The sequence below is a fragment of the Vulcanisaeta sp. JCM 16161 genome (assembly GCF_001316285.1).
Genome location: NZ_BBDO01000004.1, coordinates 18,832 through 38,846 on the forward strand (window position 1 = coordinate 18,832; position 20,015 = coordinate 38,846).

Sequence of the window (20,015 nt, forward strand, 5' to 3'; positions counted from 1 at the left end):
GCAGGACAGGATCATGCGGTTAAGTTTGATTGATAATGCTTTCCTTAAGTATACCCTTACTCACTGCCTCATTAAATAACTCATTAAGTACATCCATGTAATCCCTCTCACCAACCTCAACATCATCCATGTGCTTCTCAACAATCCTAGTCCTCTCCTCACTAACTAAGTCACTAAACTCCTTGTTTTCCTCGGTCAAGAACCTATAGACCTGGCGACCAAGGTTCGTGGGCACTACGTACCTGGTCCTCCTACCAACGATCAATGCATAGCGCCTCTTCAGTATCACATCGACGATCTTCGCATAGGTACTAGGCCTACCAATACCTCTATCCTTCATCATGGCGATTATATCGCCTTCCCTAAGTGGTGGTGTCCTACTTACCTTCTTAATGTAATCAATACTTGTTATTTCATACTCACCTGGTGTAAGCTCCTGATACTCCCTACCCTCAATGTAGCTCCAAACCTTCGTGAACCCTGGCTCCAATACCTTAGATATCCTTTCCACCTCCTCCTCATACGCACTTACGCCATTAAGGTAAATACTTACTTTCAACTTCTCCTTCAAAACCCTGGCGTTCCTCATCTGGCTTGCCATGAACCTCCTAAATATTAGATCGTAAACCCTGATGTGATTTGCCGTAACCCTAATCGCCAATTGAAGCAGGCCCGTATTGAGTAGGTTCCTTAAGTCATCACTATCAATCGGTCTCGTTGGCCTTATACACTCATGCGCGCCGATCTCCTTACCACCCCAAGCCCTACCAACAAAGTAATCACTACCAATTCTTTCGCCTATGTATTCCTTAGCAATGCCAATACCCACCGTTGATACTCTCGTGCTGTCTGTTCTGTGGTATGTTATGAGCCCTGACTCGAATAATTCCTGGGCAATAGCCATTGTCTGTTCAACACTTAGGCCAAGTATGTTTGCTGAGTCCCTAAGTAAGGCATCTGTCGTGTATGGTGGTGCTGGGTTCAACTCCTCTTCCTCCTCACTCACCTTAGTTACCTTAACCTTTATCTCAATATCCGTTTGTTTATTCCTATGTATTGACCTGAGGGCTTTTATCAATTCCTCCTTATCCGGCGGTATGTTCAGCCTAACCTTTACACCATTGTTAAGAGTCATGGTCACTGAATATACCTTATCCCTCCTACTTTCGTCATACCTCTCTATTATCCAGCCAAGGACTGGCGTCTGGACCCTACCCGCTGACAGGGTCTTCCTACCAAACTTTTCCTGCACAATCTGGCTAAGTCCGAATCCAATCCACCTGTCCTCAATCCTCCTTACCAATTGGGCACCAACCATGCTGAGGCTTATGGTCCTTGGGTTAGTAATCGCATCAATAATAGCCTTCTTAGTAACCTCATGAAACTCAATCCTAACGATGTTACTAACATAGGGTCTCAGCATCATGTAAACATCCCAAGCAATCTTCTCGCCCTCGGCATCAGGTCCGTACCAATCATCACTTGGTCGACCTCAGTAGCAATGTCTCTTATAGCATTTACTATGTCCATGGCATCAATAAGCTTGACACCGTGGATTTTACAAACATCCACATCCTCGGTATACGTCTCTCCACCGACTGGGCATCTCTTTATTGTTCCGTAGATCGGTACGAAATTACTGCCGATCCTGAGTATTCCATAATAATCAAGGATCTTCCCTGCCTTTAGCTGGTGCGATTTCCTTGACATCGGCTGGACTAGCCGGTATTAAATCCCACATGTGACCCTTTGTGGCTGTTATTAATAGGTATAAGTTGCCTAGGGTGGCTTCGTAAATTATCAATGGGCCGACCTCCCTCCTAGTGGGTATGCCAAAGAAGCTCGCGATTGTTCTGGCCTTAGTTGGTGACTCAACGATTACAAGTGCGGTCCTTAATGGGTCCTTTTCGAGGAATTGATTGGGTATCTTCCCAAGCATTATATTCCTTATCAACTCTCTCTCATTCCTGATTTTTCTCATTAAATCATCAATATTGACGTCATTAATATCCTGGATCTTGACATCCTCAAGCCTATACCTTAGGTTCCTAACTAATCCATTAAACACCTTCTCATTATCCACTATTAACACCGACAGGCCCTGGGATACACCACCAACATAGAGCCTTGATGTTCTGCCACTACCTTGGATGTACGTAGTCACATCAGGAATAATCACATAGAGCTCACCGCCCCTATATTCAAGTCCAACCTCATTGGACTGCTCTATGGCCCTTCTAATATTAGGATCATCCAATAACTTACTTACCAGGTCCACGGCCTCCTTAATTACGTCGGCTGCGTATTTATCGAACCCACTCAATTCCTTATTCTCCTCAATAGCCCTCAACAAATTATTAATTTGCTCCTGATTAAGCGCCGTTAAATTCTTAAGTCTCGCAACCACCCTGTCAATGTCATTCCTCAGGTATTGAGGAACAACATTCCTAATGGTGAATAAAAACATTAAGTACCTTATTGGCGTAAATTCCTCGAGCCTCAACCTAAACCTCATACGTGGAACACCCACAAAGACCACATACGCTATTCTCTGCGGCAGGTCAATACCCCTAATCAGTGATGACCTGGATGTGGCGAGCCCAATTAATACGTCAACCTTACCCTCAACAAAGTCATTAAGTAATGACCTACTTGGTTTTAGGTAGGATGCAGCCTTAACACCGTTATTGTTTAATGCCTTGAGCAGATCATCAACAATGTCCCTGAGGTCTGGTGGTACATAGATTATTCCTCCACCACCTAACCTTCTCACTATGTCAATGGTCGTATTTATTAGGGAGTCCTTGGGCTTTACATAAACATCGACCACATTCCTAAGGCCTTCAGCCTACCGCCTGTTTCGAAACCAAGGAACTCCCTGAATAGGAATAACCTAGCCGTTCTTTTCATCCTAGTTAAAGCTCCTGAGCTATTAGTATGCCAATATTATTATTCTTAATGTAATTGGTCAGTTCTGTATTCAATTTTTTTAATCTCCTCCCTAAGCTTATTAATCTCCTCCTCACCGGCCCTAAACCTAATGGCTTCCTAAGCTTCTTCATCAGGTCAACCACGGTCAAAGCCTTATGAAGAGCCTCCTCACTAATGCCAAGCAGTAATAATAACCTATCAATATTCTTACTTGATGCCTTTAAGACACTATCAACGTCATCGACGAAAATCAATGAAAACCTATACTTACTGAGTAAGTCCATGTGCCTTGGTAAGAAGGCATTAGTTATTATTAATATGTCGAAGTTTCCATCCTCAATAGCCTTCATAGCCTCAGTCAACTCCTGCTTTGACAGTATTGAGGATGCCATGACAATCCTCACATTGGCTCCTATCTTACCCGCATAATCACTTAACCTCCTATGGACATCATAGGCCAAGGTCGATGTTGGAACGACGATCAGTACCTTTCCATTTCTCTTTAAGACCACGTATAATGACGCAATCATGCCAAAGGTTGTCTTACCACTTCCCGTTGGCGCAACTATTGCGAAGCTCTTACCCTTAATGATCCTCCTGGCCCACAGTCTCTGGGCGCCCCACATGTTGGTCCCAATTATTTTTCTGAACATGCCAGCGAACTCGTTGTACTCATTGACTAGGTTCTCCAACGACTTTAACCTATTTATAGTGCCGAGCTTTTCTAACATGTTCAGTACCTCAATAGTACTCGCCACCCTTTTCGGTACGTCAGGTAAACACTTATGGCATGGTAATCCAGAGGCTAATCTATCCGATGTTATATCCCCTCCGCAGTTTGGGCACGCTCTACGGTATATTACTAATGGTTGTTTCTCCATTTAATTCTTCATCACATTAGTTAAAACCCCTTAATAAATATTCGTTGCCAACGCGGATTCTTAATTGTTAGTGTTAAATATTGATATTACATTGGTATTGCTTGAGTAGTATGTCGGTTAATACGGGAGGTATTCAGGACTATGTACGATATGTATACATAATGTCGCTAGTGTCTGCCCTAGCCATGGCTATCGCGGTGGATTACGTATTGACTGAGTTGTGGATTTACGGCACTGCGACCTAACAATACTTGTGATAACGCCTGTGTTCATGTTCATGCTTTCAATGCTTATTATTTCGTCAATAACGATGATCAAACAATTAAGGGGTAGCTTTGGCAGGATGTCGTCTAAGGCTAAGGCACTCATGATAACTTACATAGCATTCTTCATGATAGCGCTAATCTACTTCACATACATATCAATAATTCATTACGCGGGTTTAGGACTCACGATTTCAGACCCGCAATTAATTGGAGATCACTATCTCGGCTTTGGGCTTGCTCTCTATGATGCTGGTTTATTAACTACTTCGTGGCAACTCATCGAGGATTTACTAAGTAATAAATTGTCATCATTATATAAGTTTTTTTATTATGATGTTTAGACCTCACTCAAACGATGAAGATGATACAATCATTATCAAATAAAATCCCCTCAATTGATATTGCGTGGGTTATGGAATAGCATGATTTTAAAAATAGGCATTATGAGAGACTAATGACTATGCGTATTGCCGGTTTAGTTGCTGATTTGCTCATGAGGACTTGCAATGCGAGTTCCGTGGAGAGGCAGTCATTTATTGATGGGTCCAGGTACATGATTAGGTTTAGCGATAATAATAACATGGAGGTTCACCTGGTGGATAAAGGCGAGAGACTCTTCGCGGAGTTCTGGATTAATACATATGCAACGCCCTTAATGATAATTGAGTACGTGTACACGGACATAAAACCATCAAGTATTTGTGAGGAGATATGCGAATTAATACGCATAATTAATGAGTCATTAATGAAGCAGGGTGAAAAGAGTAATAGAAATCAAGCCGTTCAACCAAGGTAATCGAGTATTCCACCCTTCCTACCCGTGGTTGTTACCTCCGTACCTGGTGATAAGTCGTTAGCTAATATCCTCACCAGGTCATTCCAATTGAGCGTATTCCTAATTGCCCAATCAATTAACTCCTGGGTATGATTACTTAGTATTGAAAGGAATTTCTGCCAATTAATGCCTATTCTCGCTAACTCCCTACCCCAATGGTCCCATAGGTACCTCGCAACCTCATTGCCGAACCATACTGAGAAGGAGTCACAACCAGGCCCAGTGCATACGCTCCTCCTCTTTACTATCCTATCCTTAATATCCTTAGGCTCAGGCGGCACTGGAAGTACCATTGGTATCTAGTACTACGCTAGAATGAGTATTATATTAAGCTACCGCCTATGTATTACGAGTTTAAAGCCTCAGCTTTGACCATTCACCACATCATCGATTATCCTCTTACCATTTATTAATAACCACCCATCCTCATCACTAGTCACATCACCCCCATACTCAAACCTACGTAGTAAGGCATTAAGTAGCGCCTTACCATTAAACACCTCAACATGCAACTCCTTACTGAAGTACCTATTAACGTTCTCAATATCCCTAAGTAGGAACTCAACGGCGTTCGGGTGATTCGCCTTCACGGCGCTCCCCCAATCAATAATTACTAACTCATTGCCAGTATTGACAATGTTAAACTCGCTTAAGTCCGCATGTATTATCCTGCCCAGAATAAACGCTCTCTCCACGTACTTAATTACCGTTAAGTAGCGGACTCGGGATCCTCTGGCGGCGCATCCTTAATTAACGGTGCTGGCACACCGCTAAGTCCGCCGTAACTTATGAACTCCATGACCAGGATATTCCTATTGAAGGTTATTGGCTTAGGCACCCTAACACCCGCATTATACGCATCACTTAGGTTACTGAACTCCTTCCTGCACCAATACTCAATGAGCTTCCTCGTATTAGTAATCTTAGCACCAGTGAACCGTGGATCGCCAAGCAAGTACTTATACCTACCCCTAATGAACTGGGCTGTGGACGTGTAGAAAATCTTAAGAGCTATGTCAGTACCATCAGGTGCCTTGGCCCATATGACCTTGGCCTCCTTACCCTGAGCCACGGGTCCGTAAACCTCCTCAACAACGTGCCTATTCATTAACTCCCTCAGGGCATTTATTGTGTATTGATTGAATACATCATCAACAGTCTTTAATTGGTCAATATCCTTTATCCTAAACCTCCTACTCTCCACTCTCTCCCGAATAATCCTATCAATGTCGTGACTACCCACTAAGGTAATGAATAGTGCAGTACTTTATATATCAGTTTGGTCCGTAGAAATCGTTTTGCCTACTCTCATGGAAAATATTCTAATGAATTCAAAAAAATAAGAATGAATTAAAATGCATGCAAAAAGTTAAAGTCAATAGGTATTATACGATTGAAGAAGAAAAAAAGATTTAAAAATATTTCTAATAAAAAAATAATTTAGGAAGTATGGCTTTAGTCCAGCAGGACGAGACCTGGTTCATGCGTAGGCTCGTTAACCTCCATAAAATGAAGATACCAGAAACTCCAGGGACTTAGCCGGCAGGCTAGCCGTGAGGTTTAGAACCTGCCTTAGTGCTCACGTAATCATGGTAGATATTGACGAGAAGGATAGGAGGTTAGTCACGGCGGTGCCGGGTTTCGGCGGCAATATCGTCGCTACGGTGGTCTGCACAGGAGGTAAGCCCGAAATGGCTACCGTGAGTCCAGGTACATACGAGGCCAAGCCAAGTGATAGGGAGGCTTCGGTGGTCATGGAGTCCGTACCTGAGGACTTAATAAAGAGGCGTAGGATCGACCTCGTGGAGAAGAAGACCTCACCAATGCCTGACCTATCAAGGGCTGAGAAGGTCGTCGTTGCGGGGCTTGGGACTGGGGGTGACCTGGAATTGATTAAGGAATTCGCAAGTCTCATCGGTGCTGCTGTTGGTGTTACTAGACCGCTCGCAGACATGGTATAATGCCCAGGGACTACCAGATAGGCACCACGGGCGTCTCATTGAGGGCTAAGACCGTGTTTGTATTTGGTGCCAGCGGCGCTCCGCACTTTGTCTATGGTATTAGGGACTGCGGTACGATAGTTGCGGTTAATACGGATAGGGAGGCACCAATATTTGAGAATTGTGATTACTGCGTCGTGGCTGACTTATTCGATGTGCTTAAGGCATTGATAAAGGAGTTGAGAGGTGGTAAATGATGGTCTCCCTCAAGAACATAATAGTCACGATGAAGGTAACGCCAAAGCCTGAGGAGATAAGGTTTGACCCAGTCACTAAGACTGTTGATAGGTCAAAGGCAACGAATGAGATAAACCCAGCCGATAAGAACGCCCTTGAACTTGCACTACAGCTCAAGGAGAAGTATGGCGGTAAGGTCGTTATACTTTCCATGGGACCACCATTCTGGGACCAGTTCATAAAGATGGGCATAGCCATGGGTGCCGATGACGCTGTCCTAATAAGCGACAGGGCCTTAGGTGGTTCTGACGCCTTTGTGACATCAAAGGTCCTCGCAGCCGCAATTAGGAAGATTGGTGATTACTCACTTGTAATTACTGGTGAGGAGAGTGAGGACGGTTCAACTGGCCAGGTACCACCTGGCATAGCCGAGTGGCTGGGGATTCCCGCGGTGACTTACGTCTCCCAGGTTATTGATGTGACTGAGGGCTCAATAATCGTTAAGAGGACCATCAAGGGAGGTTATGAGATAGTCAGGGTTAAGATGCCCGCGGTAATATCCGTGGAACTTGGCGTGAATACGCCCAGGTTCCCGGACTTTGAGAGGCTGCAGTGGCCCAGAGCCAGTTTAAGACGACGGTATGGAGTATTAAGGACCTCGGACTTACCGAGGATGAGGTTGGCTTTAAGGGTTCGTTGACTGCGGTTACTGAGCTGAAAGAGTTAAGACCACGTGAGCGTCTGCGTCAGTTCATCGAGGGTAGTCCTGAGGAGATAGCTAGAGAGCTCATTAAGAGGCTTGGCCTTAAATGATTACCCTGCCAGTTCGTCTAATTGGTTCAAAACATCTGCATAGCCACTTTGTCTTAATTCATTGACCTCATTTTTCTCGTACTTATATATTAAATCCGCCCTATTTGGTTCGAAGTCCCAGGGTGCAACTAGTATGTAATCGCCAACCCTAAGCCACATCTTCTTTCTATACTTACCCGGTATCCTCACGAGCCTAATCTTGCCATCCTGGCACACGGCCTTAGCCCTATCATCACCGACGAGCTCAATAACCTTAGCAAGCATTTCGCCCTCCCCGGGCAGTCGCACCTTACTTCCCTGCTGATTTTCCTTAGGCATCCACGATAGTGAATCTCATACCTTTATAAACCCAACCTTCATTGTCAGCACATATCATTGAGCACATACCTATCGCTACCAATCACAATCTCCAGAGCCTTCGAACCTTGGCTCTCAACACACCTGGCCTCATAACTTGGTACAGACACACTACCCTTAACAATGTCACCCAACCTAATATTAGCAATCTCCTTACTGCCTAACTCCATTAACTTAAACGTCCCCTGTGAGTAGGAAAGCACGTAGTAAGGCTTGTTGGAGTAAATAATTATTGAACCACGACTAAGAGGAACCAAAACAACACTAATACTTAATTTAGTAACTACCTTATCACCACGTCCCCTAACCACGCTCTGGCTTTCAGTTACCCTGCTCGGAACTGCCTTATGTATCTTATAAGCTATGGCCCTCGCCAAGCCCTGATCTGATAGCTTAATATCGAGACCATCACTCACGTCCTCAACCTTGAGGAAACCGCTTCGCTCATCCTTAATCGTCTCCCTTCTAACGATATCTAGTATCAACCTCTTCAATTGGCCGTTCATTGGTATGATGCTCCTAACCTGGACGACAGCCCTCTCCCTCTCATTAATCATATCCCTACACCTTGGGCACAGCTCCTCACTATACCTAACCCTGACCTGCACCTCCTCCTCATACTCATTAATTAATTCGTGAACAGTACCTCTAACCTTAACCACCGCAGTATTCAACCCATGCCTCAAGCTCAGGGTTTCGATGGATACGTTAGTGACCCTGCCCATGTACTCTATGGACTCGAGTATTAACTTCTCAATGACCCTTGGATCCCTCACCCACCTACCTGTAGAGTATTGCGCCACAGCTTGGGCACCTAACAATACCCACCACATCCCTCTTCACCCTCGCGAGTGGGTGAGTCTTCCTATAGCAGTCTGGGCATAATCCCTCAATCAATATGTCGGTCTCCCTACCGCATAATGCACATACCTTGCGCATTACTCAATAACGCCTTAAAATGGGTTAAATAAATCCTTTCCATCACCATAATACTTAATACACCAGCCGCACTAACTACTTGTGAGTAAGGACGTGGAATCAAGGATTATAGACATAGTTAATGAGATGAAATCCTCAGTCGTTAGTATAATAACAACGAGACTAATGGTTGATGAGTGGTTAAACGCAACGCCGGTCAGGGGGCTTGGCACGGGCTTCTTCATTGATAATAGGCATATAGTTACCGCGAACCACGTGGTTCAGGACGCGACTGAATTAGTCATAGTGACGCCAGAGGGTGATGAGTACGAGGGTGAATTATTAGGTAGGGATCCGAATTTGATGCAGCATTAATCAGGGTCGAGGGTGCCCGCTCAGTTAAATCCGTCAAGCTTGGAGACTCGGACAAGCTCAAGGTGGGGCAGATGGTCATAGCCATAGGCTATCCACTTGGCCTGCTTGGTGAGCCGACGGTTACCCTAGGGGTTGTTTCGGCAATTGGAAGGAGCATAAGGACTCCCATGGGTGTTCTTGAGGGCTTAATACAGACGGATGCTGCAATTAACCCAGGAAATTCGGGTGGTCCCTTGCTCAATCTTGACGGTGAGGTGGTTGGCATGAATACGGCAATAATAGCCGGAGCCCAGGGAATTGGTTTTGCCGTGCCAATAAACCTGGTTAAATTGACGATCGATGAAATCCTGAAGTTCGGTAGGGTTGTTAGGCCTAGGTTGGGTATATACGGTGTTGACCTGAGTAAGCCCATGGCTAAGTACTTCAGGCTGCCTGTGGAGAAGGGGGTGCTGGTGGTCGGTGTTCTGCCTGGTTCACCAGCTGATGATGCGGGTATTAGGCAGGGTGATGTAATTACGGCAATCGACGACGAGGAATTATCAAGTATCGTTCAATTAAAGGTGCACCTTGCCAGGAAGTTTATTGAGGGTAATAGGGTGTTTGATTTAACGGTGGTTAGGGGCAGGACAAGGTATAGGATTAAGGTCAGCATCTGAGCTATTACTCTAACAGGAATTATTAAAAATTAAGGTAATGCATTTTAGAACGATGAGTGGATTAGTGGCGCCGGATTACTCGGGCACGAGCATTCAAAATCTAGCCAACACATTACTGTCACACTTCGGTGCCGTGCCCAGGGGCTCTAAGCTGAAGCTTGACCTTGACCTTAATGACCGAGTGGTCTTAATACTGATTGATGGTCTTGGTTACCTAGATTTGTCAAATATAATGGGTAATTCATTACCAGTGAGCAGGCTGTATAGGATTACCTCGGTTTTCCCAACGACGACATCTACGGTATTAACGACATTATTCACGGGCTTAAGCCTGGTCAGCACGGTGTTCTAGGCCCCAACGTTTACATTAAGGAAATCGGAACAATAGTTAATACTTTATCCATGGGCCAGTAATTGGTGAGAGGGATGGACTTCATAAAATGGGTTATGACTTAAAGAGGCTTTTTCCAATAAGGTCGACAATATTTGAGGAATTGAGCAACATGGGTATAAGGAGTAGGGTATACGTTCCTAAGGGCCTATCCGGTGGCTTATCGAGGATAACCTACGCAGGCGCTGAGATTGTGGAGTACGTCACGCTATACGACGCAATAATAAATGCGTCAAAATTCCTGAGCGAGTATAGGGTTAGTTTCGTGCACATATATATAACCACGGTGGACTCTGCGGCGCATAAATATGGGCCGAGCTCCGAAGAATGCGGTGCCGTGATTAGGGAGACCGTTGACTCAGTGATTAGGATGGCTAAGAAGTACATGGCCGATGCCACGGTCTTAATAACGGCGGATCACGGTCATGATGAGGTCAAGAGCAATGTTAAGGCTAATGATGTGCAGGGACTACTGAAATTCCTGCATGTACCACCCTACGGCGATGCAGGGCTATATACTTCAAGCTTAATGATAAGTCGAGTGTTGATGAATTAGCCAGATTACTTAGTAAGTATAACGTGACTGGGCGCTTTCTAAGTAGGGATGAGGCGATTAACCTGGGCCTATTTGGTGAGGTGTCGAGTGATGTGATTGATAGGATTGGTGACGTGGTTTTTATACCGATAGTGGTTCAGCATTTATATACCTATACAGGCCGGATAACGAGGAGTTACTAACCCTCAGGGGTCAGCATGGTGGTTTAACTGAGAGGGAATTGTACATACCACTCATACAGCTATAGAATTACTCACCAACTAACCTGCCTAATCTTCTACGTGACTTCTTTATCTGATTAACCATCCTCTTCATTAACTGGTAATAATTAAGTAATTCCTTAACGTCCTTCGGAGTCACGCCAGCGCCTCTGGCTATCCTGCGTATCCTTGATGCGTTAATAATGTCTGGGTTTAATAATTCCTCCTTAGTCATTGAGTCGAGGATGTGCCTCCACCTCCTGAGCATTTCCTGGGCATTACTCATCTTCTCCTCATCAAGCATCACGGCCCTATACTGCATTGGTAACATACTCGTCGGTAATAGCTCAAGTATTTTACTTAGGGGTCCAAGTTTCATTATTGAGTCAATCTGTTTCTTAATGGTTAGTAAGTTTATCTTACCTTCCTCGATCTCCTCCATTATCTTGCTCTCCTCCTCGATAGCCCTTATCTTCTCAATTAATGCCTCGAGGTCGCCCATACCCAATAGTCTCGATACGTACTTATTGGCGTCAAAGACCTCGATCTCATCGATATCCTCACCAACGCCAATGAACTTAATCCTCGCGCCGCTTTTTATAACCGAGGTTAATGCACCACCAGCCTTTGCGGTGCTGTCCATCTTCGTTAAGAAAACGCTATGTATTGGTACGTACTTCATGAAGGCCTCGGTCTGCGCAGCCGCCTGTCGACCGACTGTGGCGTCTATCACCAACATGACTTCATCAGGCTTAGCCTCATCATAAATCGCCTTAGCCTCCCTCAGTAACTCCTCCTCATTCCTATGCCTACCCGCCGTATCGATTATTATTAAGTCAGCCCTATTCCTCTGCATGTATTCAAGACCGTGTCTCAATATGGCTATTGGGTCCTTGGAATTCTCCTCACCATAAAACAGTGCATTAACCCTCTCAGCCAATTGCCTAAGTTGATGATATGCGCCGGGCCTGTACGTGTCAGTCTCAATAAGCCCAACCCTCAGGTTCCTCTTGATGTAAAACCTAGCCAGTTTAGCCGCTGATGTAGTCTTACCACTACCCTCAACACCAATAAGCATTAATCTATACGGTCTCTTGCTAATGTTTACGTTTGGAGCCTCCTCACCACCAAGCGCCTTAACCAATTCCTGATATAGAAGGTATAGCAGGAATTCCTTACTTGTAATACCCTGAGGAGGTTTTTCCTGCCTAAACCTCTCCTCGATAGCCCTAGTTATTGATAGAACGACATCAGCACTAACATCGGCCTTAAGCAGTATTCTCTGGATCTCCCTCAGTACCTCCTTAAGCGTTGCCTCGTCTATGTAGTTCAGTCCCCTAATCCTATTAACCAGGTTCGTAAACGCCTCAACCAATGGGTTTGGCGCCACTGCAGTTTGTTCCTTGCTTAATCCCTTAAATAATTATTGCGGGTATTGCTGCGTCTCGTAGTACTGGGACGTGTAATACTGTTGCTGCGGGTAGTAATAATAGCCCTGCGGGTATTGCTGCCCACAGTAATAACTCCTATAATAATTAAGTGTGTTTTCATCATTCAGGGGACCAATAACGTAGATACCGCCCGGCCCTATTTCGTATATGAGCTTTATCGGCCTAATGGGCATCCACCTCATCTTCCTAATGAACATTATCCTGGCCAAGCACCCAAAGTCGCTATTGGCCATTGATATTTCCCTGAGGGATAGCATAATCACGCCGCTTGCGAGGTACTCCTCAACACCAAACCTACTAAGCTTATTCTCCTCACCCGTGGGTATCTCTGAGGTCATTATCGTGGTCACGTCCTTAAGCCTCTTGAGTTGAAACACGAGCTCCCTCAGGTATTCCCTAATCCAAATAACGTCCTGGTGGCTCATTATTATTAATGGCGCGATTGGGTCAATGACGAGTCTCTTAACATCATACTTCTTAACCTGCTCAATAATCATCTTAGCCAAATCCCTTGGGTCAAGGGTAATCTTCTCATCACGTGCGTAAATCCTAAAGTAGGTCCTGAAATCAGCCATTATTAACTTACCGCCCCTCTCATACGAGTCCAGGTCCCAACCAAGTGCGTCACGAACACCCCTCTTGACATCCTCAGACGGCTCGTCAACGGTCACGTACATGCCCACCTCACCAAGCTCGGCACCCGTTCTCAGGAATGTCAGACTAAATATTGTCTTCCCAGTACCTGCCTCACCAGCTATTAAGTAAACCTCGCCTCTCTTAAATCCACCACCTAATATGTACGTGTCCAGGTAATTAATACCGGTTAATGCCTTATCCTCATAGTAATAGTAATAATATGGGTATTGATCCTGTGGATATTGAATTGTTTGAGTATTATATGGGTATTGGTAATAGGTCATTGTGTCATTATAATAATTACCTGTTTGATAATTACCATAGTAATTATAATTATTATAATTTGAATAAGTATCCGAATCTGAAGCTGTTTGTCTCTTCATTGAATTCATATTATCCCGACAATAGTTATAAAAGTACTTATATATGTTGCGTTTCGTTAATGTTCCTTCGGCCTTACCTTAAGTTGAACATTAAACTTCTTCCTAATATTCTCAAGCTTAGGTAAACCTTTAGAAATAACGGCACCTATGTACGCATCAGGCACCTGAATCACCACAGACCCATCCTCACCCCTGACTATTGATATTTCCTCGGGCGGTACATACTTCCTCAAAACCCTAACAATCCTACTAATCAATCTCTTATCACCAACTGCCTGGCTTACCCTGCGTGACTTACCTATTGGCGTTACGAATATCTCCTCACCAAACACGTAGATTTCGTACTCAACCGTATCATTTATGAAGTCCTTAACAATAACCACGGGCCTAGCTAAGTCCTCCTCGCTCATGCCCTCGGGAACCTTAACAGTAAGCTCAAGACTATACACCTTCTGAACCTCACCATCCTTCATAAAGAGGACTGTATCTATTATTGACGGGAGCATGCCAAGCTCGGTCCTACCTATAAACCTCTGTATCGCGTCTATGGGGCTGGTTGCATGAACGACACCGACCATGCCGACACCGGCCAGCCTAAGGTCTATATATAATTGAAAGTCAGCAGTATCCCTCATTTCATCAAATATCGTGAAGTCAGGCCTGGACAATAACAATAGATCATGTATCTCCTCAGATGATGCGTAGGTCTTGGATATCTGCGTTATCTCGTTAGGCAGTATCATATCCCTGGGCGACTCCACGGTCTTAACAATCTTACCAAGCTCATGTAATACTCAGCCAATGCCTGGGCAAATGTTGTCTTACCAGCACCTGGTGGACCAGCTATCAATATTCCCTCGGCCTGCTTACTAAGTCTATCGAGAACCTTAGGATGAAGTGAATACTCATCGAGTCTCCTCTTAATTAACGGCTTGACGGCGGTTATTTCAATCCCATCAGACACGGGGGGTAGCGCAACGACAATCCTATACTCTCCATGCTGAATAATGAGTGAATTCTCCCTCCTGATCTCAACCCTAGTATTGCTATTGGCCATAAGCGACGCCGATATTAACTCCCTAACCATCCTCTCAAGATACTCCTTACTAAGTGGTTCATTACCAAGGGGTACCAATTGCCAATTCCCAGGCCTGCCCTTCTTGGCATAGGGTATTGAACCCTCCTTGAGGTGTACGGACATTGTGTCGTTATCAAAGAACCTCTCAATCTCCAGCTTATCTTTATGCTGCCCAATGAATAACGTTTCAATGCCCATAGCCCGTGAGATCTCGAAATTCATCTCATCACTGGTCACTAAGGTCGCGCCTAACTCCCTCGCCAGTTCTCTAACGATCTCGTCAACCGAGTGCTGGTCGGGCCTTGGTATTGACTTCGGGAGTATTGATACGTACTCAACCCTTATGTCCTCAAGACCGAGTTTATTTATTGAGTCTGTTATGTAATTCAATTCCCTAATACCTAACCAACCCAATGCGCCGCCAGCCCTGGCCTCATTCTCAAACTTCCTAATTATCTCGGTATGTATCAATAGCCTACCCTGATGTTACCCCTCAATATTGCCTCCTTTAGGCTTCCATCCAAGAACACCGATGTATCGGGAATGTAGATATTGCCTACCTGCATTCCGCTTATCGCTAAGTAATCGATATTAAGCACCCTTAATAAACACTTTTATCCATATTAACAAGCCAATTAATTGCTGTCCACGACAACGGCGCCATTAGTATCCAGCGCAGCCTTTAGTACAGAGCCTCCCGTAAGCTCAATCGCCTTCTCAACCTCAATCCTATCAGACAACGCTATCATACACCCACCACCGCCGGCACCCGTTAGTTTCGAACCAAGGGCACCCGCATTCCTGGCAGCGTAGACCAATTCATTTAATTGCCGAGTTGATACGCCGAGGGCATCAAGTAATCCATGATTAATGTTCATTAAAACACCCATTAACTCCAGGTCACCCTTCTCTAGGGCCTCCCTACCTTTCTAGTGATTAACCCTATAGTCCTTATTATCGGCTCTATCACATCCCTCATAATCTCATACTTCCTCCTGACCATAGCCACCAAGTCCTTAGTCGTGCTTACCCTGGCACGTACCCAATGATTAATGGAACATTAGTTCCAGCCTTACCGGCTCCATCACCGCATTATTACCCTCAGGCTTCACATACATTATACCGCCAAACGTGGCCATCGTCGTGTCCGTAGGGCTTGCCGAACCCTGGACATCCCTCTCAACTTGCCATGCAAGGCGTGCCAACTCACGCTTATCAATGTCATAACCCAACTCCCTTATGTACGCATACATCGTTGCAACCGCCACGGCGGCTGATGTGCCTAACCCAGCGCCGACGGGCATCTCCGATCGTATCTCAAGGTCAATACCAACCTTCTTATCAACGTACTCCATGGCCAACTCAATAGCCTCTTAACATAACTCAACGCGGAGATGACAGCGCCGTAATCCGTCCTAGCGATTATATCACCACCCTCGCTAATTGTTACGGAAATGCCGGTCAACTTTAAATCCCTCGCATTGATGTTTATCTTACCATCACTCCTCGCCCTTGCCGTGACATACACGTACTTATTAATGGCCATGGCCAGGGCTGGCTCCCCATAAACAACGGCGTGCTCCCCATACAGTATTACCTTACCAGGCGCTCTTACAACGACCACGTATGATTAGGGTAATTTAAGGGAAATAAATTCTTCCATCAAGCCATTTAGGTAATTTCTAGTCTTTACTCATAGTTATGCGTTAATTCATGTTTCCGGCGTAATTAATCCTCCTGCCTAAATTAATGATTATCATTAGAGTTAATGAGAGAACTAATGGTATTAGGAATAGGGACTCCGTAGTTACTCTATAGAGCTCACCCGTTACGTAGCTCCCAATGATCTGCCCGATTAATTGAAAAATAATTAGTAAACTCATTCCATGACCCCTTTGATTAATCCCAATTCTATTACCCAATTCACTCTGTATTGCTGTCATTATTAATTGAGTACCAATCTGAAGCATGAGTAGGTAACCTATGGTTGAGTATACATTCTCGATTAAGCCTATTGCGCTTCCTACGACATTGATAATTACGCCTAGAATAAGCAATTTACTCCTATACCTATCAACGTAAAATGCCAGGAATATGCCTATTAATATGTACGCGGCGTATGAAAGGGAGGTCAGGTAGCCCCAGTAAATCGTGCTTAACCCCAACTTATAGACTACGTATATTGACAATAACGTGTTTATGGGCATTACGGCAATGGACACAAGCAATGCTGATAAGTAGGTTATCAAAAGGTCATTGGGTAGATGAGCCACATTACCTAGTTGATAGTAGGAGTGTAGGAATTCTCTGAGGGATATCTTACTCGTTCTATTGCCCAAGGTCTCCTTAATTGTGAATTGCCTAATTACTGCGACTATTACGGAAATTATCGAAGATATTAAATACGCAAGCCTAATGCCGAGCAATCCATACTCATTAATTAAGAAGCCACCAATTGGTGGTAGAATTAACCAAGGTACTTGAGGTAATATTGAAGTAATCAGTATCCCGCTGGCATACCTCTCCCGTGGTAGCGAGTCTATCAGTATTGCGAGTAATGCAGGTTGGTAAAAGGCTGCAGCCATATTTAATGCATAGAATACCGCAAGTAATTGCCAATTAGGTGCTATAACCATTAGGAATGACGTTGCTGTTATTAACCAAGTTCCCATGACTATCGATGATCTACGACCCAACGTATCAGTTAAGTAACCCCCTGGTATTATCGTAATTAATTGCACAATAATTGACACTGAGTATGTTAGGCCTATGTCTACGGCGTTAGCACCAAGCATTTTTAGGTAAATCGAGAAGTAGGGTATTGTAATGGCATTACCAATTGCATAGAGTAGCCAGGTAAGTAGTAAAATCCCCACGTTACCCGTCACGTAGTATTTAATGTTCCTTTTCACGTCACGCAATTATAACACCTTTTTATCCGTAGGGTTATGTGTGGACTTTAAAAATGTCTAGGACGTGAAGGTCAGTTATTTTACCCATTCATCACTTACTCAAGAGACCGTCGTTTCATCACACGAAAATAAATAATTGCCTAAGCTTAAAAGACTTAAGGCCGTGGCTTTCATGGTAATACATAATAATGGTCCTTAATTAATTCCTTAACGACTTTCTCATTGGCATATATGGGTACTATTATTGGTAATGAGTATGGTGTTGGCACAATCATTAGATGGGGCATATTCCTGCTATTGTATTGATTAGGGATTGCATTAATCTCCGTATTACCTATTGAGTAATTGCTACCTATCGTCATCTTCCTTAATTGTGTTGGTAATATCCTTATGTTCCTAATTATTGATTTCACTCCCATCATACATTTTTCAGTAGTTATGGAGGATTTAAATGCCTTTATGGTGTGAAGGGTACACTTGCTATATAGCGAGTGTAGTGGAAAAATTACTACATATACTATATAATTCACGTAAAATTAAGTATATGTATTTAAAAATTTTTCACGATATTTTAACCCTAACTATCGCACCCCTCAAACACACCAATTGACAAATACCACAGCCAACACATGCCTTAGTATCAATAACAGGTTTCTTACTTAAATTAATGGCTGGGCAATTAGTCCTTAAGCAGTCACCGCAATTATCGCAATACTCATCAACAATGCTATACACGTATTTACCTAGAGAATTTACCGAAATACGTATTACAATTATGCCACGTGAATTAGCGATGCCCAGAGCATCCTGTAGCGAATTCAGGGGATTACTTGGATCGTAATTTACGACTCGATATTGAGCATAGACTTTAGATAGAACGTTTAAAGCATCAGTGCATTCATCATTAATTATTGGAATTATCATGAGATAATTATCATGATAAGTATTGACGATTTCACGGATTAGATCCTCCTGGTTTAATAATGAGCATGGATTAACCACCGCTATTAACCTGCCATGGCCATAGCCAGCCCTTAGAAATGCCATTAATGCCAATAATGGATTTACCACAAAATCAACTACTTGATCAAAACTCCTTGGTTCAAAGAATGTTGGGAGCATGTCGTAACTCGGCATTAACCCTTCATTATTAACTAGGTGCGCGTACGAAGGTCGATCACCATTATTGGTACCTCACCCTGTCTCCTATATTTTGAAAAAAAGCCACTCAATGAGCATTAATGGATCTCCTGGTCCTCGAAAAAAAGAGTTGCTGAATTGCTTTATTAATTAAATCGTTATACCACTTATTGATGTCATCAATCATAAGCCTATCAACGCCAACCTCCTTCATTAAGTAATCCCCCGGATCAACGACGTACTTTACATTAATGGGATCCCTGGGTAATGGATTTATATATAATGACAGCACCACTGAGTAATTACTGACTTTATCAAGGCGTTCCCTAATGAATGGCCACGCAGAGCCTGATACAAGAACTCCATCACCCTTACCAATAACGGTAATATTATCACGAGACCTAACCCTGACCTCCTCAGGAATTCCTCTACGGATATTACTCAACACTCGACTGAGCCCCCAGCGCATGGGCTCGCTCCAATTCTTATTAAACGTGGCCTCCCTACGCCTAACACCAATGCCGCTGAGACCCTCGCCTACGCTTAACCAAGGCCCTAACCTCACTACGTACGGTAGTTCAAGGGCCTCGCTGTAATCCCGGCTCTCCTTAATAGCCTTAACAAGGCTCTCCTGGTCCCAGGGCTCTAGGCATGGTAAACCCGTTAATTCACAGAACGGCCTTATGTCGTGAATATCATAAACAAATACCACGAGTGAGCCCCTAATCCTGGCAATGCTTAGTGAGCCTAGGGAATTTAGGAAGCCGAGATCGTCAATTAGTACCGCAACGTCCTTAAACATGCTTGAGAGAGTTTCGGCCTCGTTAATTGTGCCCTCAGGGTTTACTTTTATAGTGAATACCTTATTCATTAAGTAGGAACCCGTTATGAGTACGTCATTGAATGAGTTCCTTAACGCATCCGCAATTCCCAAAATGCTACTTCTTACATCATGCACTGATTTCGTTAATATATTGCGATTTAAAAAAATATTATTTTTTTGTAATGGAATTGAAAGGTTTTAATAACCCTAATATTTATTTATTAAATATTAAATAT

The 20,015-nt window shown here is 43.9% G+C and carries 23 protein-coding genes and 6 pseudogenes; 10 read left to right on the forward strand and 19 right to left on the reverse strand.

Translation table 11 applies throughout. The features are described 5' to 3' along the window. Positions 1 to 19: 19 nt before the first annotated feature. From rgy to JCM16161_RS15910, 5 genes and pseudogenes are all read right to left on the reverse strand, one after another. Positions 20 to 1,426 carry a reverse gyrase gene (rgy, locus tag JCM16161_RS15890; RefSeq protein WP_243669613.1) on the reverse strand — a complete coding sequence of 469 codons (1,407 nt, stop codon included), beginning with the start codon at positions 1,424 to 1,426 and terminating at the stop codon, positions 20 to 22. Then, complete coding sequence (locus JCM16161_RS15895; protein WP_243669615.1) at positions 1,423 to 1,710, reverse strand: hypothetical protein; 288 nt, start codon at positions 1,708 to 1,710, stop codon at positions 1,423 to 1,425. The genes rgy and JCM16161_RS15895 overlap by 4 nt, the downstream gene beginning before the upstream one ends. After that, positions 1,667 to 2,830 (reverse strand): toprim domain-containing protein, encoded by a 1,164-nt coding sequence (locus JCM16161_RS15900; protein ID WP_243669617.1) that lies wholly within the window; start codon positions 2,828 to 2,830, stop codon positions 1,667 to 1,669. The genes JCM16161_RS15895 and JCM16161_RS15900 overlap by 44 nt, the downstream gene beginning before the upstream one ends. 85 nt (positions 2,831 to 2,915) lie before the next feature. After that, positions 2,916 to 3,689 (reverse strand): DEAD/DEAH box helicase, encoded by a 774-nt coding sequence (locus JCM16161_RS15905; RefSeq protein WP_243670173.1) that lies wholly within the window; start codon positions 3,687 to 3,689, stop codon positions 2,916 to 2,918. A gap of 49 nt (positions 3,690 to 3,738) precedes the next feature. Continuing rightward, positions 3,739 to 3,812 (reverse strand): annotated as a pseudogene (locus JCM16161_RS15910) (hypothetical protein); the annotation flags it as partial. Positions 3,813 to 3,913: 101 nt separating this feature from the next. Between JCM16161_RS15910 and JCM16161_RS15915 the strand changes: the two are divergent. From JCM16161_RS15915 to JCM16161_RS05545, 3 genes are all read left to right on the forward strand, one after another. Beyond that, entirely contained in the window at positions 3,914 to 4,057 is a 144-nt protein-coding gene (locus JCM16161_RS15915; RefSeq protein WP_243669619.1) for a hypothetical protein, read from the forward strand. Further along, on the forward strand, positions 4,033 to 4,419 hold the full coding sequence (locus JCM16161_RS05540; RefSeq protein WP_243669621.1) for a hypothetical protein: 387 nt from the start codon (positions 4,033 to 4,035) through the stop codon (positions 4,417 to 4,419). The genes JCM16161_RS15915 and JCM16161_RS05540 overlap by 25 nt, the downstream gene beginning before the upstream one ends. 119 nt (positions 4,420 to 4,538) lie before the next feature. After that, on the forward strand, positions 4,539 to 4,874 hold the full coding sequence (locus JCM16161_RS05545) for a hypothetical protein (protein ID WP_054855248.1): 336 nt from the start codon (positions 4,539 to 4,541) through the stop codon (positions 4,872 to 4,874). Here the strand turns inward: JCM16161_RS05545 and JCM16161_RS05550 are convergent. Further along, entirely contained in the window at positions 4,862 to 5,206 is a 345-nt protein-coding gene (locus JCM16161_RS05550; protein WP_054855249.1) for a hypothetical protein, read from the reverse strand. The two genes, JCM16161_RS05545 and JCM16161_RS05550, sit on opposite strands and share 13 nt — an antisense overlap. 69 nt (positions 5,207 to 5,275) lie before the next feature. Continuing rightward, positions 5,276 to 6,021: pseudogene (locus JCM16161_RS05555) on the reverse strand (serine protein kinase RIO). A gap of 445 nt (positions 6,022 to 6,466) precedes the next feature. On the opposite strand from JCM16161_RS05555, the pseudogene JCM16161_RS05560 reads away from it, so the two are divergent. Beyond that, a pseudogene (locus tag JCM16161_RS05560) lies at positions 6,467 to 7,110 on the forward strand (electron transfer flavoprotein subunit alpha/FixB family protein). Then, positions 7,110 to 7,790 (forward strand): electron transfer flavoprotein subunit beta/FixA family protein, encoded by a 681-nt coding sequence (locus JCM16161_RS05565; RefSeq protein ID WP_243669623.1) that lies wholly within the window; start codon positions 7,110 to 7,112, stop codon positions 7,788 to 7,790. Before JCM16161_RS05560 ends, JCM16161_RS05565 begins: the two are co-directional and overlap by 1 nt. Before the next feature lie 113 nt (positions 7,791 to 7,903). Here the strand turns inward: JCM16161_RS05565 and JCM16161_RS05570 are convergent, their stop codons facing one another. Both JCM16161_RS05570 and JCM16161_RS05575 read right to left on the reverse strand, forming a co-directional pair. After that, complete coding sequence (locus tag JCM16161_RS05570) at positions 7,904 to 8,221, reverse strand: translation initiation factor aIF-1A (protein ID WP_054855250.1); 318 nt, start codon at positions 8,219 to 8,221, stop codon at positions 7,904 to 7,906. 44 nt (positions 8,222 to 8,265) lie between these two features. After that, positions 8,266 to 9,199 (reverse strand): annotated as a pseudogene (locus tag JCM16161_RS05575) (60S ribosomal export protein NMD3). 165 nt (positions 9,200 to 9,364) lie between these two features. Here JCM16161_RS05575 and JCM16161_RS15920 point away from each other — a divergent pair. The 5 genes and pseudogenes from JCM16161_RS15920 to JCM16161_RS15940 form a co-directional block, all read left to right on the forward strand. Then, a pseudogene (locus JCM16161_RS15920) lies at positions 9,365 to 9,819 on the forward strand (trypsin-like peptidase domain-containing protein); the annotation flags it as partial. Between the two features lie 144 nt (positions 9,820 to 9,963). After that, the gene (locus tag JCM16161_RS15925) at positions 9,964 to 10,209 is read left to right on the forward strand and encodes a PDZ domain-containing protein (protein ID WP_243670175.1); all 246 of its coding nucleotides are present in this window, start codon (positions 9,964 to 9,966) and stop codon (positions 10,207 to 10,209) included. Between the two features lie 37 nt (positions 10,210 to 10,246). After that, positions 10,247 to 10,561: a hypothetical protein gene (locus JCM16161_RS15930; RefSeq protein ID WP_243669625.1), complete on the forward strand. Its 315-nt coding sequence runs from the start codon at positions 10,247 to 10,249 to the stop codon at positions 10,559 to 10,561. A gap of 88 nt (positions 10,562 to 10,649) precedes the next feature. Further along, the gene (locus JCM16161_RS15935; protein WP_243669628.1) at positions 10,650 to 11,156 is read left to right on the forward strand and encodes an alkaline phosphatase family protein; all 507 of its coding nucleotides are present in this window, start codon (positions 10,650 to 10,652) and stop codon (positions 11,154 to 11,156) included. 23 nt (positions 11,157 to 11,179) lie between these two features. Beyond that, positions 11,180 to 11,338: a hypothetical protein gene (locus tag JCM16161_RS15940; protein WP_243669630.1), complete on the forward strand. Its 159-nt coding sequence runs from the start codon at positions 11,180 to 11,182 to the stop codon at positions 11,336 to 11,338. Positions 11,339 to 11,405: 67 nt separating this feature from the next. Here the strand turns inward: JCM16161_RS15940 and JCM16161_RS05590 are convergent, their stop codons facing one another. From JCM16161_RS05590 to JCM16161_RS15965, 10 genes and pseudogenes are all read right to left on the reverse strand, one after another. Beyond that, the gene (locus JCM16161_RS05590; protein ID WP_054855251.1) at positions 11,406 to 12,746 is read right to left on the reverse strand and encodes a signal recognition particle protein Srp54; all 1,341 of its coding nucleotides are present in this window, start codon (positions 12,744 to 12,746) and stop codon (positions 11,406 to 11,408) included. A 33-nt stretch (positions 12,747 to 12,779) separates the two neighbouring features. After that, positions 12,780 to 13,727 carry a recombinase RecA gene (locus JCM16161_RS05595; RefSeq protein WP_054855379.1) on the reverse strand — a complete coding sequence of 316 codons (948 nt, stop codon included), beginning with the start codon at positions 13,725 to 13,727 and terminating at the stop codon, positions 12,780 to 12,782. A 155-nt stretch (positions 13,728 to 13,882) separates the two neighbouring features. After that, positions 13,883 to 15,470: pseudogene (locus tag JCM16161_RS05600) on the reverse strand (PINc/VapC family ATPase). 69 nt (positions 15,471 to 15,539) lie between these two features. Continuing rightward, a complete protein-coding gene (locus JCM16161_RS15945) occupies positions 15,540 to 15,794 on the reverse strand; it encodes a hypothetical protein (protein ID WP_243669632.1) in 255 nt (84 codons plus the stop codon). A gap of 159 nt (positions 15,795 to 15,953) precedes the next feature. Next, on the reverse strand, positions 15,954 to 16,208 hold the full coding sequence (locus tag JCM16161_RS15950; protein ID WP_243669634.1) for a hypothetical protein: 255 nt from the start codon (positions 16,206 to 16,208) through the stop codon (positions 15,954 to 15,956). Next, positions 16,187 to 16,528 (reverse strand): hypothetical protein, encoded by a 342-nt coding sequence (locus JCM16161_RS15955; RefSeq protein WP_243669636.1) that lies wholly within the window; start codon positions 16,526 to 16,528, stop codon positions 16,187 to 16,189. Before JCM16161_RS15955 ends, JCM16161_RS15950 begins: the two co-directional genes overlap by 22 nt. Positions 16,529 to 16,610: 82 nt before the next feature. Beyond that, positions 16,611 to 17,816 (reverse strand): MFS transporter, encoded by a 1,206-nt coding sequence (locus JCM16161_RS05610; RefSeq protein WP_243669638.1) that lies wholly within the window; start codon positions 17,814 to 17,816, stop codon positions 16,611 to 16,613. A 170-nt stretch (positions 17,817 to 17,986) separates the two neighbouring features. After that, positions 17,987 to 18,238 carry a hypothetical protein gene (locus tag JCM16161_RS05615; protein ID WP_054855253.1) on the reverse strand — a complete coding sequence of 84 codons (252 nt, stop codon included), beginning with the start codon at positions 18,236 to 18,238 and terminating at the stop codon, positions 17,987 to 17,989. A gap of 139 nt (positions 18,239 to 18,377) precedes the next feature. Then, complete coding sequence (locus JCM16161_RS15960) at positions 18,378 to 18,953, reverse strand: hypothetical protein (RefSeq protein WP_243669639.1); 576 nt, start codon at positions 18,951 to 18,953, stop codon at positions 18,378 to 18,380. Between the two features lie 91 nt (positions 18,954 to 19,044). Further along, complete coding sequence (locus JCM16161_RS15965; protein ID WP_243669641.1) at positions 19,045 to 19,914, reverse strand: hypothetical protein; 870 nt, start codon at positions 19,912 to 19,914, stop codon at positions 19,045 to 19,047. Positions 19,915 to 20,015 lie beyond the last annotated feature (101 nt).